Below are 16,465 nucleotides of genomic sequence, written 5' to 3'. Positions count from 1 at the left end.
TCGGGCATCGGGCCGCGTGGCGTGGGCACCGCCGGCTGTGAGAGGGACGGGAATGGAACCGACCGAGAGCGCCGCCCCGGATTCACGGCTGCGCCGGTTGGCCGGCGTCTGGCGAGGCGGCCGCCGGCCCGCCCGGGGTGCGGGCGCGCGCGAACGTGCCCCGGCAGCGTCCGCCGTCGCGGACGGCCCCGGCACCGTACCGCTGACCGCCGTACGCGGCACCGGGCCGACGGGAGCCGACGGCGAACGGCACCTGTCCTGGCCCGCGCTGCACGCGGCCGTCGTCGCCGCCGCCGGGTTCGCGCTCGGCGCGGGTTTCCTGGGGGCCTTCACCGGCCATCACCCGCTCTTCCCATCCGGCACGGCCGGCTGGTCACTGGCCCTGCTGACCGGCGTCATCGTCGGCCACCTGGTCCTCCTCGGCCGCGCCCGCTGGTGGGGCGGGACCGGCTCGGGCGCCGCCCTCACCCTGGCCGTGCTGCTGCTGTACGGCTGGGTGCCGGCCGGCATGGTGAGCCTGACCGTCGTCGTGCTGGTCGGCATAGCCCGGCGCCACCGCTGGCGGCAGGGGGCCCTGCACGGCGCGGTCGACATCCTCGGCATCGGCGCCGGCGCGCTGATCCTCTTCGCCTTTGGCCGGGTGCCGTCCGTCGAGCAGCCCTGGAACCCCGACTCCTGGACGCTCTACACCGCCCCCGAGGTGGTGCTGGTCGCGGTCGCCTACCTCCTGGTGACCCGCATCCTGCTGTGGCGCCTGCACGCGCCCCGCGCCGGCGGCCTGCCCACCGTCGCCCGCACCGCCCTGGTCCGGCAGGGCCTCGTCGCGATCGCCCTGCTCGGCATCGCCCCGCTGGTCTGTGTCGTCGCCGTCGCCAAGCCGATCCTGCTCCCGCTGTTCTCCATCCCGCTGATCGCCCTCGACTCCACCCTGTGGATAGCCCGGGCCCGCGCCGAGGAACAACTGCGCGACCCGCTCACCGGTCTGCCCAACCGGCAGTGGCTGCTGGAACGCATCTGGACCGCCCTCGACGACGCCGAGCGCATCGGCGCCCGGGCCGCCCTGGTGCTGATCGACCTCGACCGTTTCCGATCGGTCAACGACACCCTCGGGCATCTGGCCGGTGACCGGCTGTTGCTGCAGACCGCCGACCGGCTGCGGCTGGCCCTGCCGCGCGGCGCGGAAGTCGCCCGGCTCGGCGGCGACGAGTTCGCCGTCTTACTGCCGGTCGCCGACTCCACCACCTCCGCCATCCGCATCGCCCGTGGCCTCGTGGCCGCCCTCAGCTCCCCGCTCGACCTCGACGGGCTCACCCTCGTCCTGGAGGCCAGCGCCGGGGTCGCCGTCTTCCCCGACCACGCGCTCGACGCGGAGGGACTGCTGCGCCGCGCGGACGTGGCCATGTACCAGGCGAAGCGGGACCGCACGGGCGTCGAGGTCTACGAGTCCAAGCGGGACTCGAACACTCCCGACCGGCTCGGCCTCCTCGCCGACCTGCGCCGGGCGCTGGACGCCCACGAGGTCCAGCTGCACTACCAGCCCAAGGTCCGCTTCGACGGCCAGGTGGCGGGCCTGGAGGCGCTGGTGCGCTGGGTGCACCCCGAGCGCGGCAAGGTGCCGCCGGACGAGTTCATAGCCATCGCCGAGTCCTCCGGGCTGATGCCCCACCTCACCGAGTACGTGCTGGAGACGGCGCTCGCCCAGGTCGCCGAGTGGCGCTCCCAGGGCCTGTTCGTCCCGGTCGCCGTCAACGTCTCCCCGCGCGACGTGCACACTCCCGGCTTCGCCGGCTCGGTCGCCGCCCGCCTCGCCCGCCACGGCGTCCCCGCCGGGGCACTCCAGCTGGAGATCACCGAGCACGTCCTCCTGGAGGACCCGCAGCGCGCCGCCGACACCCTCGCGGGGCTCACCGGCCACGGTGTGAAGATGTCCCTCGACGACTTCGGCACCGGCTACTCCTCCCTCGTCCACCTGCGCCGCCTCCCGGTCAGCGAGCTGAAGATCGACCGCTCCTTCGTGGCCCGGCTCGCCGTCGACACCGAGGACGCCGAGATCGTGCGCTGCACCGTCGACCTCGCCCACTCCCTCGGCCTGCTCGTGGTCGCCGAGGGCGTCGAGGACGACGAGACCTGGGAACGCCTGCGCGACCTGGGCTGCGACGCCGTACAGGGCTGGCTGGTCGCCGCGGCGATGCCTCCCGAGGAGACCACGGCCTGGCTGCGGGCGCGCGGGACCCGCGGATGGCAGCGGCCCGCCGCGGCGTTGCCCGCGGTGGCCGGGGACGAATAGGGAAGCGCCGGGTCCGGTCGGCGGTCGGCCGCGGGTGCGCTGTGGCTTCTCGCGCAGTTCCCCGCGCCCCGGGCGGGCTGGGGCCCCGTGGGTTCACCGGCCGTACGCGGTCCCCGCGCCCCTGGGCGGGACCGGGTGCCGTCCCTCGCCCCCCTCACGGGAAACCGTTTCACGGGCATGGGGCGGCGCCCCATAGGATTGGGCCAAAACACTCACACTCACCCCAGAGGATCGCTGCATGCCTGGCATCACGCGCGAGGAGGTCGCCCACCTCGCCCGGCTGGCGCGTCTGGAGCTGAAGCCCGAAGAGCTTGACCACTTCGCGGGACAGCTGGACGACATCATCGGCGCGGTCGCCCGCGTCAGCGAGGTCGCCGACCAAGACGTACCGCCGACCTCGCACCCGCTCCCGCTGACGAACGTCATGCGCCCGGACGAGGTCCGCCCGTCGCTCACCCCCGAGCAGGCGCTCTCCGGCGCCCCGGCCCAGGAGCAGCAGCGTTTCAAGGTGCCGCAGATCCTGGGGGAGGAGTAATCCGTCATGACGGACATCATCAAGCTGACCGCGGCCGAGATCGCCGCGAAGATCGCCTCCGGCGAGCTGACCGCCGTCGAGGTGACCGAGGCGCATCTGGCCCGGATCGAGGCCGTCGACGAGAAGGTGCACGCCTTCCTGCACATCGACCGTGAGGGCGCGCTCGCGCAGGCCCGCGCGGTCGACGAGAAGCGGGAGCGGGGGGAGAAGCTCGGCCCGCTGGCCGGTGTGCCTCTCGCGCTGAAGGACATCTTCACCACCGAGGGGGTCCCGACGACCGTCGGGTCGAAGATCCTCGAGGGCTGGATCCCGCCGTACGACGCGACCGTCACGCGCAAGCTGAAGGCCGCCGACGTCGTCATCCTCGGCAAGACCAACATGGACGAGTTCGCCATGGGGTCCTCCACCGAGAACAGCGCGTACGGGCCGACCGGCAACCCCTGGGACCTCACCAGGATCCCCGGCGGATCCGGCGGCGGTTCCTCCGCCGCGCTCGCCGCCTTCGAGGCCCCGCTCGCCATCGGCACCGACACCGGCGGCTCCATCCGCCAGCCGGCCGCCGTCACCGGCACGGTCGGTGTGAAGCCGACGTACGGGGCCGTGTCCCGTTACGGCATGGTCGCGTTCTCCTCCTCCCTCGACCAGGGCGGCCCCTGCGCCCGCACGGTCCTGGACGCGGCGCTGCTGCACGAGGTGATCGCCGGGCACGACCCGCTGGACTCCACCTCCATCGACGCCCCGGTCCCGCCGGTCGTCGAGGCCGCCCGCAACGGCAGCGTCGCGGGCATGCGCGTCGGTGTGGTCAAGCAGTTCCGCGGCGAGGGCTACCAGGCCGGCGTCATCCAGCGCTTCGACGAGTCCGTCGAGCTGCTGAAGAAGCTGGGCGCCGAGATCGTCGAGCTGGACTGCCCGTCCTTCGACCTCGCCCTGTCGGCGTACTACCTGATCGCCCCGTCCGAGTGCTCCTCCAACCTCGCCCGCTTCGACGGCCTGCGCTACGGCCTGCGGACCGGCGACGACGGCACGCACTCCGCCGAGGAGGTCACCTCCCTCACCCGTGAGGCGGGCTTCGGCCCCGAGGTCAAGCGCCGCATCATGCTCGGCACGTACGCGCTCAGCTCCGGCTACTACGACGCGTACTACGGCAGCGCCCAGAAGGTCCGCACGCTCATCACGCGGGACTTCGAGAAGGCGTTCGAGCAGGTCGACGTCATCGTCTCGCCGACCACGCCGACCACCGCCTTCGCGATCGGCGAGCGCGCCGACGACCCGATGGCGATGTACCTCGCGGACCTGTGCACCATCCCGACCAACCTGGCGGGCAACGCGGCCATGTCGCTGCCCTGCGGTCTCGCCCCGGAGGACAACCTCCCGGTGGGCCTGCAGATCATCGCCCCGGCGATGCAGGACGACCGCCTGTACAAGGTCGGAGCCGCCGTCGAGGCCGCCTTCGTGGAAAAGTGGGGCCACCCGCTTCTCGAGGAGGCTCCGTCGCTGTGAGCAAGCTGTCGAAGGCCAAGGGCTTCAAGAAGTCCAAGAACGGCCTGTACCTGTCCATGGCCACCACCGCGTTCGGCGCGTTCAGCGTCGCGAAGCAGGCGAAGCTCGCCCGAGCCGAGAGCGACACGCTCCGTCTGCTCGACGCCGCCGTGTCCGCCGCCGCCATCGCCACCGGCCTCGCCATCCTCTACCGCGAGCTGAAGCGGCTGGGCGACGACGACGTCCTGCTGGGCTGAGAGGGAAGTTTCACCGTGACCACCACGACCGACCTGGTGTCGTACGAGGAAGCACTCGCGTCGTACGACCCCGTCATGGGCCTTGAGGTCCATGTCGAACTCGGCACCAAGACCAAGATGTTCTGCGGGTGCTCCACGGAGCTGGGCGCCGCGCCCAACGCGCAGACCTGTCCCGTCTGCCTCGGCCTGCCCGGCGCGCTGCCGGTCGTCAACGCGACCGGCGTCGAGTCCGCGATCAAGATCGGCCTCGCGCTGAACTGCGAGATCGCCGAGTGGTGCCGCTTCGCCCGGAAGAACTACTTCTATCCGGACATGCCGAAGAACTTCCAGACCTCCCAGTACGACGAGCCGATCGCCTTCAACGGCTACCTGGACGTGCAGCTGGAGGACGGCGAGACCTTCCGCGTGGAGATCGAGCGCGCCCACATGGAGGAGGACACCGGCAAGTCGACCCACGTCGGCGGCGCCACCGGCCGTATCCACGGCGCGTCCCACTCCCTGCTGGACTACAACCGCGCGGGCATCCCGCTCATCGAGATCGTCACCAAGCCGATCGTCGGTGCCGGTGAGCGCGCCCCCGAGGTCGCCCGGGCGTACGTCCGTGAGCTGCGCGAGGTCATCCGCGCGCTCGGCGTCTCCGAGGCCCGCATGGAGATGGGCCAGATGCGCTGCGACGTCAACCTGTCGCTGATGCCGAAGGGTGCCGGGAAGTTCGGCACGCGCTCGGAGACGAAGAACGTGAACTCGCTGCGGTCCGTGGAACGCGCGGCCCGTTTCGAGATCCAGCGGCACGCGGCCGTGCTCTCCTCCGGCGGCACGATCATCCAGGAAACCCGCCACTTCCACGAGGACACCGGGTCGACGACCTCGGGCCGCGTGAAGGAGGAGGCCGAGGACTACCGGTACTTCCCGGAGCCCGACCTGGTGCCGGTGGCGCCCTCGCGGGAATGGGTCGAGGAGCTGCGGGCGGGCCTGCCCGAGCTGCCGCTGGTCCGCCGCAACCGGCTCCGCGAGGAGTGGGGAATCACCGGCACCGACATGCAGGCGATCCTCAACGCCGGTGCGCTGGAGCCGATCGTCGCCACGATCGACGCCGGTGCCGATGCCGCGTCCGCCCGCAAGTGGTGGATGGGCGAGCTGGCCCGCAGCGCCAACGAGTCCGGCAAGGCGCTGGACGAGCTGGCGATCACCCCGGCGCAGGTGGCCCGGGTCACCGAGCTGGTCGCGAAGGGTGACCTGAACGACAAGCTGGCCCGCCAGGTCATTGAGGGCGTCCTCGCGGGCGAGGGCACCCCGGACGAGGTCGTCGAGAAGCGCGGTCTGAAGGTCGTCTCCGACGACTCGGCGCTGGGTACGGCCGTCGACCAGGCGATCGCCGGCAACCCGGGCATCGCCGACAAGATCCGCGGCGGCAAGGTGGCCGCGGCCGGTGCCCTGGTCGGCGCGGTCATGAAGGCCACCCGTGGCCAGGCAGACGCGGCGCGCGTCAAGGAGCTGATCCTGGAGAAGCTGGGCGTCAGCGAGGGCTGAGTCCCGTTTTCGTCACCTGGGGGGATGCGTCGCAACCGACGCATCCCCCCAGGTGCGTTCAGAGCGGACGGGCGGTCAGCGGCGGCGGCCCACCACGCGGGCGAAGCCCAGCGACCGGCCCCGGTCCGCACGGAGCATCTCCGCGCACCGGCCGGCCATCCGCACCTGCCACTCGTCGCGGCTCTCCTCCGCGACCACCTCGCACCACAGCAGCCACTCCCGCCAGCCGTCGGTCAGCCAGTCGGCCGTCTCCACCTCCACGGCGCCGCCGCGGGTCCAGTGGCGGCGCCACCAGGCGGGGGAGTGGAAACACCAGAAGTCCGGCTCCCACCACGGCGCCAGATGCTCCGGGGGCTCGACGCCCGCCGGGTCCTCGCGCAGCGCCGGGACGACGACGCCGATCCGCCCGCCCGGCTCGAGCAGCCGGGTCAGCGAGGGCAGGTACAGGTCGTCGGTGCCGAAGTACTGGTACGCGTCGACGGAGACGATCGCGTCGAAGCTCCCCTCCCCGAACGGCAGGTCGTGCGCCTCGGCGTGCACCGGCAGCACCAGGCCGGCGACGCCCGCCTCGGCGATCCGCGCGGCGTTCTCCTCCGGCCTGATCCACAGGTCGGCCGCGACGACCTGGGCGCCGTACTCCCTGGCGAGGAACACGGACGTCATGGCGCGCCCGCAGCCCAGGTCGAGCACGCGGGCGCCGGGCGGCAGGGCGTCGAGGCCGAGGGCCGGGGCGAGCCACTCCAGCAGCCACAGCGCGTTCGGGCCCATCTGGTTCTCGACGGTCCAGCGGGCGTCGTAGCCCGCGCTGCGCGGGTAGCGGGGCAGGGCCACTCGGTCAGCGAGCGGGGTGTTCGAGGTCCTGGAGACGATGTCGGACATCGGTGAACGGGCTCCTTGAGTTCTGGGAGACGAACAGGGATGCGTCGGAGCTCGGCCGGACCGTCAAACAAATGCACCTGCTTCGGCACGGCGGCGCGGGGCCGCGGGACGATGGACCGAGGGACCCTAGCAACCGCGCGTGCGCCCCGCACCGGGTTTTCCGGCGTCCCGCACTGGGTCTTCCGGCGCCCCGCACCGGGGGTTTCCGGCGTCCCGCACCGGTTCTCCGGCGCCCCGGCCCGGGTCTTGGCGGCCGTACGCGCTACGCTCCCGCGCCATGAGTGGACGCGCTGATTCCGATCCGGATGCCGAGATATCCGAGATGGCCGAGATGACCGAGGCGCGGCGGGCCCGCTGGGCCGCCACCGGTGCCGGAGCGCTGCTGGCCCTCGCGGGGCTGGCCGCGTCCGTGCTGCGGCTGGGCGCCCCCGTCTCGGCCCTCGTCCCGGCCGCCTACGCCGGCGGCGCCGGTGTCTGCGCGCTCGCCGGGGTGCTGGGCTCCCGGGGGCGCACCCGGCGGGCGCTGTGGCTGCTGGTCGGCGGAGTGATGGTGATGGCGCTGGGCGACCACTTCGACTGACGCGGCTGACATGTCTCACATGTGAAGAAGCACACGAAACAGCCAAACGATCACTTCTGTCTGCGAACGTGGTCCCGCATTGCTCATACGTTTTTGGCGGGCCGTTCATCGCATGAGCGACTGTTCCCGGTCAAAGATCCACATGTCACCACCCTGGGAGCACGTTCGTGGCAGCCCTCGCACGTTGGTGTGTCCGGCACCGCCTGGTCGCCGTTCTGCTGTGGCTCCTCGCTCTGGCCGCAGCGGGCGCGGGCGCGATCGCCGCGGGCACCGCGTACTCGAACGACTACCAGGTCCCGGGCACCGAGTCCGGCCGCGCCGGAGAGCTGCTGAAGGACGGGTTCCCCAACCTCGGCGGAGACAGCGACACGCTCGTCTGGCACACCGAGCGGGGTACCGTCCGCGCCGCCGACGTCGAGCAGACCATGACCCGGGCCCTCCAGGACATCGCGGACCTGCCCGGCGTGGCCTCGGTGACCGGCCCCTACGACGGCCACGGCGCCGGCCGGATCAGCGAGGACGGCCGTACGGCCTACGCCACGGTCACCTTCGAGGACCGGGCCGAGGACATCGACGCCACCGAGGCGCGGGCCGTCGTCGACACCGCCCAGTCCGCCGAGGGCGACGGGCTCCGGGTGGAGCTGGGCGGCAGCGCGGTCGGGCTCACGGCGTCCCCCGGCGGACACCTCGCCGAGGTGGTCGGGGTGGTCGTCGCCGCGGTGGTGCTGTTCCTCGCCTTCGGGTCGCTCGCGGCCTCCCTGCTGCCCATCGCCACCGCGCTGGTGAGCGTCGGCACCGCCTACGCGGGGATCGTGCTGCTCGGCCACGTCATGACCGTCGCCGACTTCGCGCCCATGCTGGGCATGCTGATCGGCCTCGGCGTCGGCATCGACTACGCGCTCTTCATCGTGACCCGGCACCGGCGCGGCCTGAAGCGCGGGCTGAGCGTGACCGAGGCGGTCACCGGCGCGGTGGCCACCACCGGCCGCGCGGTCGTGTTCGCCGGTGCCACCGTGTGCATCGCCCTGCTCGGCATGCTCATCCTGCGGCTCGGTTTCCTCAACGGCGTGGCCATCGCCGCCTCGCTGACCGTGGTGCTCACCGTCGCCGCCTCCGTGACCCTGCTGCCCGCCCTGCTGTCCCTCATCGGCATGCGGGCCCTCAGCCGGCGCGAACGCCGCAGGCTCGCCGAGCACGGTCCGGAGCCCGAACTGCCCACCGGGTTCGCCGCCCGCTGGTCCGCGTTCGTCGAACGGCACCCGAAGAAGCTCGGCGCGTTCGCGCTCGCCGTGATGACCCTGCTCGCACTGCCCACCTTCTCCCTCCACCTGGGCACCTCCGACCAGGGCAACGACCCGAGGACGGCGACCACGCGGCAGGCCTACGACCTGCTCGCCGACGGCTTCGGACCCGGCGTGAACGGCCCCCTCACCCTCGTCACCGAGGTGCACGGCGCCGAGGACCGGCTCGCCCTCGACAACCTGGACGCCACCCTGCGCGCCACCGAGGGCGTGGCCTCCGCGACCCCCGTGATGTTCGACGCGGGCGGTGACACCGCCTACCTCACCGTCGTACCGGCGTCCTCCCCGCAGTCGCAGCGCACCAGCGACCTCGTGGACCGGCTGCGCACCGAGGTGCTGCCCCGCGCGGAGGCGGGTACCTCGCTCGATCTGCACGTCGGGGGCGTCACCGCCGGCTACGACGACTTCGCCGACGTCATCGTCGGCAAGCTGCCGCTGTTCGTCGGCGTCGTCATCGGCCTGGGCTGTCTGCTGCTCCTGCTCGCCTTCCGGTCCCTGGGCATTCCGCTGAAGGCCGCCGCGATGAACGTCGCCGCCGTCGCCGGTGCGTTCGGCGTGGTCGTGGCGATCTTCCAATGGGGCTGGGGCAGTGAACTGCTCGGCCTCGGCGCCGCGGGCCCGATCGAGCCGTTCCTCCCCGTGATCATGGTCTCGGTGCTCTTCGGCCTCTCCATGGACTACCAGGTTTTCCTGGTCAGCCGGATGTACGAGGAGTGGCTGGAGACCGGCGACAACCGGCGCGCCGTGCGGATCGGCCTCGCGGAGACCAGCCGGGTGATCAATTCGGCCGCCGTGATCATGATCGCGGTGTTCCTCGCCTTCGTGCTCAGCGGCGATCGAGTGATCGCGATGTTCGGTGTCGCGCTCGCCGCCGCCGTCGCCCTGGACGCCTTCGTCCTGCGGACGCTGCTGGTGCCCGCGCTGATGCATCTGCTCGGCGGTGCCAACTGGTGGCTGCCGCACTGGCTGGACCGGCGCCTGCCGAGGATCAGCATCGAACCGCCCGAGTGCCGCGCCGAGCAGGAGAAGCCCGCGGATGCCGACGCCGAACGTGAGAGGCTCACGGAGGTCGTGGACGGAGCACACGAGGAGCGGCAGCCGGATGTACGCGATATCGCTGGGTGACGACGGGGCCGAACTGCGGCCCCTGGAGCCCTGGCACGCCGAGGAGTTCCTGGCCCACCTGGAACGCGGCAGGGAGTTCATCAACCGGTTCGTCCCCTTCGGGGAGCAGGCCACCGACGTGGCCGGGGCGCGCGAGGTGTTGCAGCGGTACGCCGACGGACGCGCCGCCGACACCTCCTCGCTGCACGGGCTGTGGCTGGACGGCGGGCTCGTGGGCGGGGTGCTGTTCCTCCACTTCGACGCCGCGCGCGGCACCTGTGAGGTGGGCTGCTGGCTGGAACCGGCCGGCACCGGACGGGGGCTGGTCACGCGTGCGATGCGGGTGCTGATCGACTGGGCCTTCGAGGTGCGCGGGATGCATCGCGTGGAGTGGATCGCCGCCGCGGGCAACGAGCCGAGCCTGAACGTGGCCCGCCGTCTCGGGATGACCCGGGACGGCGTCGAGCGCGAGAGCTACCTCCACCACGGCATCCGGCACGACATGGAGATCTGGTCGGTGCTCGCCCCCGAGTGGCGCACCGCCCGCAGCGATCATCAAGGCCGCTCTCGCGCTCCGTCCGTACGGTGCGGGCATGGGCACGAGGACTGTGGACGCGACCGCGGCGACGACCGCCGGGGCGACGAGCGGCGAGGCGACGGAGGAGGGGACCGGGGCGACGAGCGGCGAGGCGACGGAGGAGGGGACCGGGGCGGCGACCGGAGCGGCGACCGGGGAGGCCGTGACCGACGAGGCGACGAGCGCCGGCGTGATGAGCGGTGAGACGGCGGAGGGTGACACCGCCGTCGAGGAGACCGCGGTCCGGGACACCGCCGTCGGGGAGACGGACCCCTCCGGAGTCGGGCAGGGCGCCGGGGCCGTCGTCTCCGCCGCGCTCGGCATCGTCTCGCCGACCGGCAGCTGGGTCGGCACGGTGGCCTCCGCGCGGGAGTCGCTGATCGGCCAGCTGGGGACGTCCTCGTCGTCCCAGCGTCGCGACCATGGTCAAGGAGGGCTACGGCGACGCCTGGCAGGCCGACGCCCTGTGGGCCGGACTCTTCGCGCTCGCCGCGCTGATCGCCGGTGTCGTGGTCCTGGCCCGGCCCGCGTTCGGGGCGCCCGGCGGGTCGCAGGCACCCTGGATCAAGTCGGTGGCCCGGGCGGGCGGCTCGCTCGGCGTCGATGGCCTGCTGCTGGCCGTACCGAAGTACACCGGCGTCCTGCTGGGCCTGCCGTCGGCTTAGGACCCCGGAAGCCTCGGGCTTCGTCTAAGGCCCCCCTCCCACCGCCTTACGGCGCCCTTCCGCCCCTCTAAGGCACCACCCCGGCCCCAGGATGCGGAACTCTCCCGATGTGCCGGACCCCCTTGGGAGACGAAGGTTGAGGCATCGCAGCGAGCGATGCCGACACCTTCGATCCCACGGGAGAGACGATGCACGCGTACGAGTACCAGCAGATGCGCTCCGCCGAGCTGATCCGCCGGGCCGAGCGGGAGCGCCTGGCCCGCGAGGTCGCCCGCGACAGCCGCGCCGCGCGCCGGGAAGCCGCCCGGCGCACCGCGGAGAGCGAGTCCCATAGCTCCCGCTCCCGCCGCCTCCGGTTCCCGCGCACCGCGTGACCGCGCCGGCCGGAGGAGCGGCCGGGCGGGCGCCCGCCGCTTCCCCCGCGAGACGCACCACCGGCACACCCGACCGGCCCGGCGCCCTGCCGACAGGCGCCGGGCCGGTCCCGCCTTCCGCCCCTCCCGCCCCCGCGCTGTCTGCTCGACGGAAAACCGGTGCCCTGGCGCCGGAGCCGCGTGGGATGCTCTCGCCCGTGGAGACCAGGTCCGTCAGTCCCGTGTTCGTCGGTCGTGTCGAAGAGTTGGAGACGCTGCGCGACGCGCTCACCCGTGCCACCGCGGGGGAGCCGCAGGCGCTGCTCCTCGGCGGCGAGGCCGGAGTCGGCAAGACCCGGCTCGTCGAGGAGTTCGCCGCCGTCGCCGCCCGGGCGGGCGCCGTCGTCGCGCTCGGCGGCTGCGTCGAGATCGGTGCCGACGGGCTGCCCTTCGCCCCGTTCTCCACCGCCCTGCGCACCCTGCGCCGCGCCCTGCCGGAGGCCCTGGCCGCGGCGGCCGCCGGCCAGGAGGACGAACTGGCCCGGCTGCTGCCCGAGCTGGGCGAGGTCGGCGCCGGCCGGCACGACGACGAGGAGGGCGTGGCCCGGCTCTTCGAACTCACCGCCCGCCTCCTGGAACGCGTCGCCGCCGACCGCACGGTCGTCCTCGCCCTGGAGGATCTGCACTGGGCCGACGCCTCCACCCGCCACCTGCTCTCCTATCTGCTGCGCACCCTGCGCACCGGCCGCCTCGTCATCCTCGCCACCTACCGCTCCGACGACATCCACCGCCGCCACCCGCTGCGCCCCCTGCTCGCCGAACTCGACCGGCTGCGCACCGTCCGCCGCCTCGAACTCGCCCGTTTCACCCGCGAGGAGGTCGGCCGCCAGATCGCCGGCATCCTGGCCGCCGAACCCGACCCGGCCCAGGTCGACGACATCTTCGAACGCTCCGACGGCAACGCCTTCTTCGTCGAGGAACTGGCCGTCGCCGTCCACGAGGGATCCTGCGCCGGCCTCACCGACTCGCTGCGCGACCTGCTCCTCGTCCGGGTCGAGGCGCTGCCCGAGAGCGCCCAGCGGGTCGCCCGGATCGTCGCCGAGGGCGGATCCACCGTCGAGCACCCGCTGCTGGCCGCCGTCGCCGGGCTCACCGAGGACGACCTCATCGAGGCGCTGCGCGCCGCCGTGAACGCCCATCTGCTGCTGCCCACCCCGGCCGGCGACGGCTACCGCTTCCGCCACTCCCTGGTCCGCGAGGCGGTCAGCGACGATCTGCTGCCCGGCGAGCGCTCCCGCCTCAACCGCCGCTACGCCGAGGCACTGGAGGCCGACCCGGCCCTCGTCCCCGCCGACCAGCGCGTCACCCGGCTGGCCAGCTACTGGTACCACGCCCACGACGCCGCCAAGGCCCTCCCCGCCGTCCTGGACGCCGCCACCGCCGCCCGCTGCCGCCACGCCTACTCCGAGCAGCTCCGGCTCCTGGAACGCGCGATGGAGCTGTGGGACACCGCCCCCGAGGAGACCCGGGCCACCCTGCGCCCCGCCGATCCCGCCGGGGTCTACCCGCCCCGGGCCTGCGACCCGGCGACCGCCCCGCTGCACTACCTCGACCTGATGGCGGAGGCCGCCGTCGCCGGCCGGCTCTGCGGCGAACGGGAACGCGCCATGAAGATCACCAAGCGCGCCCTGCGGCTGCTGGAGGAGGAGCCCGACCCGCTGCGCGCCGCCTGGTTCTGGACCCAGCGCGCCCAGCTGATGCAGAGCAAGGGCCGCGGTGACGGCTGGCAGGAACTCGCCACCGCCCAGGAACTCGTCCGCGGCCTGCCGCCGTCCCAGGTGCACGCCGACGTCCTGGTCGCCGTCGCCGGCTGGCTGATGCTGCGCACCCCCGGCTCGGAGGCCTTCTCCGCGGCCGAACGCGCGGTCGAGTACGCCCGCATGGTCGGCGCCCGCGAGACCGAGCTGAACGCCCGGCTGACCCTCGGCTGCCTCATGGTCGACTCCGGCGACACCGACGCCGGACTCGCGGTGATGTACGAGGTCAAGGAGCGCACCCTCGCCGAGGACATGTCGCACGTCGCCGGCCGCGCCTACGTCAATCTGCCCTCCGAACTGGAATCCGTGGGCCGTTCCCGCGAAGCCGTCCCGCTGCTGGAAGCGGGCATCGCGCACAGCCGCCGATACGGCCTGCTCAACAGCGAGGCCTGGGTCTGGGCCAACCTCTCCGACTCCCTCTACTCACTGGGCCGCTGGGACGAGGCCGCCCAGGCCGCGGAGAACGCCCAGCGGCGCGGCCAGAACGCCAAGCCGCAGGGCGCCGGCATGATATGCCTGGCCCAAGTCGCCCTCGGCAGAGGCCAGGTGACCGAGGCGGCCCGCCATCTCACCGCCGCCCGCGGCTATTTCGGCACCCACGACCCCATGCCCCAGCAGTCCCTGCCCCTCGCCGCCATCGGCGTCGGCATCGCCGCCGCCCAGGGCCGCCTCCTCGAGCTGCGCGCCGAACTCCGCACCATGGTGGAGGCCGGCTTCCCGCCCGGCACCCACCGCTACGGCTGGCCGCTGCTGCTCGCCGCCGCCTCCGCCGAGGCCGACAGCCGCGCCCTGCCCGCCGCCCACCAGGGCCGCGCCGAGGCCATCGACCGCATCCGCGACAGCGCGAGGCGCCTCACCGTCAACGCACCCGTCTGGCTCGCCCACGACAAGTGGGTCCGCGCCGAACTGGGCCGCGCCGAGGACACCGCCGACCCGGACACCTGGTCCGAGGTGGTCACCGCCTTCGAACCGCTGGAGCGCCCCTACGACCTCGCCCGCGTCCGGTACCGCCTGGCGGAGGCCCTGCTCACGGCCGGAGGCGACGACGAGCGTGAGCGCGCCGCGGAGCTGCTGCGCCTCGCCCAGGCCGTCGCCGGACACCTCGGCGCCCGCCCGCTCGCCGAGGCCGTCACCCAGCTCGCCCAGCGGGCCCGCCTCGCCCTGGCCCGCACCCCGCCGCAGGCCCTCGCCCCCGCCGACCCGGCCGAGGCGCTGGGCCTGACCAGCCGGGAGCGGGACGTCCTGCGCCTGGTCTCGGCCGGCCGCACCAACCGCCAGATAGCCGAGGAGCTGTTCATCTCCCCGAAGACGGCCAGCGTCCACGTCTCCAACATCCTGGCCAAGCTCGGGGTCTCCGGCAGGGGCGAGGCGGCGGCGGTCGCCCACCGGCTGAAGCTGTTCCCGCTGGGGGCCCTGGACCGGACGGTCGCGGGGTAGGCGCGGGACAATCGACGAGTGACCACGTGCGCCGCTCCGCGGCCCGGGAAGGGACAGCGATGTTCAACCCGTTCGAGGAACTGTTCGCCCCGGGCCGCAAACACACCCGCGACGAACGGAACCGGCTGGAGATGACCCGTGAGGACGTCGGCGACGCGGACCCCGGTCGCGGGCCGATAGACCTCGCGTCCGGGAAGGTCGTCGTACGGCGGCCCGATCCGGACGCGGAGTCCGAGCCGGGCAGCGAGGGGCCGGACGAGGAGACCGGCGAGCGCTGAGCGGGAAGATCCCGCTCAGGGCGCCTGACGGGGTCCGGCCAGTCCCGTGCGAGGCCGCTCCCGCCGCTCCCGCGTCAGCTCACCCGAAGCTCCAGGATCCGGTCGTCCCCCTCCCCCGGGGAGCCGCGTCCGTCCGTCTCGCTGGTCACCAGCCAGAGCCGGTCGCCGCCCGCGGCGACCACCGTGCGCAGCCGCCCGTAGTCGCCCTCCAGGAAGGACTGCGGGTCCGCCGAGGCCCGTGTGCCCTTCAGCGGGATGCGCCACAGGCGCTCGCCGCCCAGGCCCGCCATCCAGATCGAGCCCTCGGCGTAGGCGATGCCGCTGGGGGAGGCCTGGTCGGTGGTCCACTGGGCTATCGGGTCCAGGAAGCCGGCATCGCCGGACCTGCCCTCGGCCTCGGGCCAGCCGTAGTTGCCGCCCGGCTTGATCGCGTTCAGTTCGTCCCAGGTGTCCTGGCCGAATTCCGCCGCGAACAGGCGCTGCCTGCCGTCCCAGGCGAGGCCCTGCACATTGCGGTGGCCGGATGAGTACACCGGGGAGTCCGCGGACGGGTTGCCCGGGGCCGGCTCGCCCTCCGGGGTCAGGCGGAGGATCTTGCCGCCCGTGGAGTCCTCGTCCTGGGACAGGCCCTCCTCGCCGCTCTCGCCCGTGCCGACGTAGAGCATCTTGTCGGGGCCGAAGGCGATACGGCCGCCGTTGTGGACGAAGCCCTTGGGGATGCCCTTGAAGATCGTGTCGGGAGCGCCGAGCCGTTCGCCGGCGGGCTTGTCCTCGTCGTGGAGCATGCGGACGACGCGATTGTCCGAGGCGGAGGTGAAGTACGCGTAGACCATGTGGTCCGACGCGTAGTCCGGGGAGAGGGCGATGCCGAGCAGGCCGCCCTCGCCGGCCGCGGAGACGCCGGGCACCTCGCCCAGCTCGGTCTTCTTGCCGGTCCGGCCGTCGACGCGGAGGATCGTGCCCTCGTCGCGCGAGGAGACGAGCAGATCGCCGTCCGGCAGTGGGGCGAGGCCCCAGGGACTGTCCAGGTCCTCGGCGACGGTGCGGACGACCTTGACGGTGCCGGTCGCGGGCGGGGTCTCCTCGGCGGCGGGGCCCGAGGGGGACGACCGCGCGGCCGGACGGCTCGGGGCGGCGGCGCCCTCGGTGCCGCCCGGCGTTCCTCCGCCGTCCTCGGAGGAACAGGCGGCCGTCAGCACGAGGACGGCTGCGGCCAACACGGCCGGCACAGCTCGACGTTGCACGATCTTGGTCCCTTCGACGCGGCGGTATCCAGCCGGGCTTCTCCTTGTCATACACCGCTCGCGCCCCACAGGTTCCCGATCCGGGTACCCCGAACCGCACCGGGCCACCGGCCGGCCGGACCGCCACCGCCCTGAGCTCGCG

12 protein-coding genes and 2 pseudogenes are annotated in these 16,465 nt (G+C 73.2%); 12 read left to right on the top strand and 2 right to left on the bottom strand.

Features of this window, described 5'->3' with window-relative positions; genetic code table 11:
- The first annotated feature begins 52 nt into the window (after window positions 1–52).
- From VE614_RS06365 to gatB, 5 genes are all read left to right on the top strand, one after another.
- On the top strand, window positions 53–2,287 hold the full coding sequence (locus tag VE614_RS06365; protein ID WP_324933403.1) for a bifunctional diguanylate cyclase/phosphodiesterase: 2,235 nt from the start codon (window positions 53–55) through the stop codon (window positions 2,285–2,287).
- 238 nt (window positions 2,288–2,525) lie between these two features.
- Window positions 2,526–2,822 (top strand): Asp-tRNA(Asn)/Glu-tRNA(Gln) amidotransferase subunit GatC, encoded by a 297-nt coding sequence (gene gatC, locus VE614_RS06360; RefSeq protein ID WP_004925108.1) that lies wholly within the window; start codon window positions 2,526–2,528, stop codon window positions 2,820–2,822.
- Window positions 2,823–2,828: 6 nt separating this feature from the next.
- Window positions 2,829–4,322 carry an Asp-tRNA(Asn)/Glu-tRNA(Gln) amidotransferase subunit GatA gene (gatA, locus tag VE614_RS06355; RefSeq protein WP_324933397.1) on the top strand — a complete coding sequence of 498 codons (1,494 nt, stop codon included), beginning with the start codon at window positions 2,829–2,831 and terminating at the stop codon, window positions 4,320–4,322.
- Window positions 4,319–4,558, top strand: a complete 240-nt coding sequence (locus VE614_RS06350) for a hypothetical protein (RefSeq protein WP_086172035.1) — start codon at window positions 4,319–4,321, stop codon at window positions 4,556–4,558. Before gatA ends, VE614_RS06350 begins: the two co-directional genes overlap by 4 nt.
- A 15-nt stretch (window positions 4,559–4,573) precedes the next feature.
- The gene (gene gatB / locus VE614_RS06345) at window positions 4,574–6,088 is read left to right on the top strand and encodes an Asp-tRNA(Asn)/Glu-tRNA(Gln) amidotransferase subunit GatB (RefSeq protein WP_324933391.1); all 1,515 of its coding nucleotides are present in this window, start codon (window positions 4,574–4,576) and stop codon (window positions 6,086–6,088) included.
- Window positions 6,089–6,163: 75 nt separating this feature from the next.
- Here the strand turns inward: gatB and VE614_RS06340 are convergent, their stop codons facing one another.
- The gene (locus VE614_RS06340) at window positions 6,164–6,967 is read right to left on the bottom strand and encodes an SAM-dependent methyltransferase (RefSeq protein ID WP_324933389.1); all 804 of its coding nucleotides are present in this window, start codon (window positions 6,965–6,967) and stop codon (window positions 6,164–6,166) included.
- Between the two features lie 277 nt (window positions 6,968–7,244).
- Here VE614_RS06340 and VE614_RS06335 point away from each other — a divergent pair, with 277 nt between their 5' ends.
- The 7 genes and pseudogenes from VE614_RS06335 to VE614_RS06305 all read left to right on the top strand — a co-directional run bounded on the left by VE614_RS06335 (window position 7,245) and on the right by VE614_RS06305 (window position 15,079).
- Complete coding sequence (locus tag VE614_RS06335) at window positions 7,245–7,547, top strand: hypothetical protein (RefSeq protein WP_324933386.1); 303 nt, start codon at window positions 7,245–7,247, stop codon at window positions 7,545–7,547.
- Between the two features lie 167 nt (window positions 7,548–7,714).
- Window positions 7,715–9,973 carry an MMPL family transporter gene (locus VE614_RS06330; protein WP_324933383.1) on the top strand — a complete coding sequence of 753 codons (2,259 nt, stop codon included), beginning with the start codon at window positions 7,715–7,717 and terminating at the stop codon, window positions 9,971–9,973.
- Window positions 9,951–10,502 (top strand): annotated as a pseudogene (locus VE614_RS06325) (GNAT family N-acetyltransferase); the annotation flags it as partial. The gene VE614_RS06330 and the pseudogene VE614_RS06325, both read left to right, overlap by 23 nt.
- A 43-nt stretch (window positions 10,503–10,545) precedes the next feature.
- Window positions 10,546–11,194, top strand: a pseudogene (locus tag VE614_RS06320) (hypothetical protein).
- A gap of 188 nt (window positions 11,195–11,382) precedes the next feature.
- On the top strand, window positions 11,383–11,568 hold the full coding sequence (locus VE614_RS06315) for a hypothetical protein (protein ID WP_324933379.1): 186 nt from the start codon (window positions 11,383–11,385) through the stop codon (window positions 11,566–11,568).
- A gap of 185 nt (window positions 11,569–11,753) precedes the next feature.
- Window positions 11,754–14,801 (top strand): helix-turn-helix transcriptional regulator, encoded by a 3,048-nt coding sequence (locus VE614_RS06310; protein WP_324933376.1) that lies wholly within the window; start codon window positions 11,754–11,756, stop codon window positions 14,799–14,801.
- Window positions 14,802–14,860: 59 nt separating this feature from the next.
- Window positions 14,861–15,079: a DUF6191 domain-containing protein gene (locus tag VE614_RS06305; RefSeq protein ID WP_324933373.1), complete on the top strand. Its 219-nt coding sequence runs from the start codon at window positions 14,861–14,863 to the stop codon at window positions 15,077–15,079.
- A 74-nt stretch (window positions 15,080–15,153) separates the two neighbouring features.
- Here VE614_RS06305 and VE614_RS06300 read toward each other — a convergent pair whose 3' ends face one another.
- Complete coding sequence (locus VE614_RS06300; RefSeq protein ID WP_324933370.1) at window positions 15,154–16,374, bottom strand: PQQ-dependent sugar dehydrogenase; 1,221 nt, start codon at window positions 16,372–16,374, stop codon at window positions 15,154–15,156.
- Between the last annotated feature and the right edge of the window lie 91 nt (window positions 16,375–16,465).

The sequence above is a fragment of the Streptomyces sp. genome (assembly GCF_035645055.1).
Taxonomy (GTDB): domain Bacteria; phylum Actinomycetota; class Actinomycetes; order Streptomycetales; family Streptomycetaceae; genus Streptomyces.
Note: the sequence above shows the minus strand (reverse complement) of the source record. Positions and strands in the feature narration are given on the sequence as shown.

Excerpts from the sequence above, each read along its gene's own strand:
- VE614_RS06365 (WP_324933403.1), top strand. The coding sequence starts at position 53 with ATGGAACCGACCGAGAGCGCCGCCCCGGATTCACGGCTGCGCCGGTTG.
- gatC (WP_004925108.1), top strand. The coding sequence starts at position 2,526 with ATGCCTGGCATCACGCGCGAGGAGGTCGCCCACCTCGCCCGGCTGGCG.
- gatA (WP_324933397.1), top strand. The coding sequence starts at position 2,829 with ATGACGGACATCATCAAGCTGACCGCGGCCGAGATCGCCGCGAAGATC.
- VE614_RS06340 (WP_324933389.1), bottom strand. The coding sequence starts at position 6,967 with ATGTCCGACATCGTCTCCAGGACCTCGAACACCCCGCTCGCTGACCGA.
- VE614_RS06335 (WP_324933386.1), top strand. The coding sequence starts at position 7,245 with ATGAGTGGACGCGCTGATTCCGATCCGGATGCCGAGATATCCGAGATG.
- VE614_RS06315 (WP_324933379.1), top strand. The coding sequence starts at position 11,383 with ATGCACGCGTACGAGTACCAGCAGATGCGCTCCGCCGAGCTGATCCGC.
- VE614_RS06310 (WP_324933376.1), top strand. The coding sequence starts at position 11,754 with ATGCTCTCGCCCGTGGAGACCAGGTCCGTCAGTCCCGTGTTCGTCGGT.
- VE614_RS06305 (WP_324933373.1), top strand. The coding sequence starts at position 14,861 with ATGTTCAACCCGTTCGAGGAACTGTTCGCCCCGGGCCGCAAACACACC.
- VE614_RS06300 (WP_324933370.1), bottom strand. The coding sequence starts at position 16,374 with ATGACAAGGAGAAGCCCGGCTGGATACCGCCGCGTCGAAGGGACCAAG.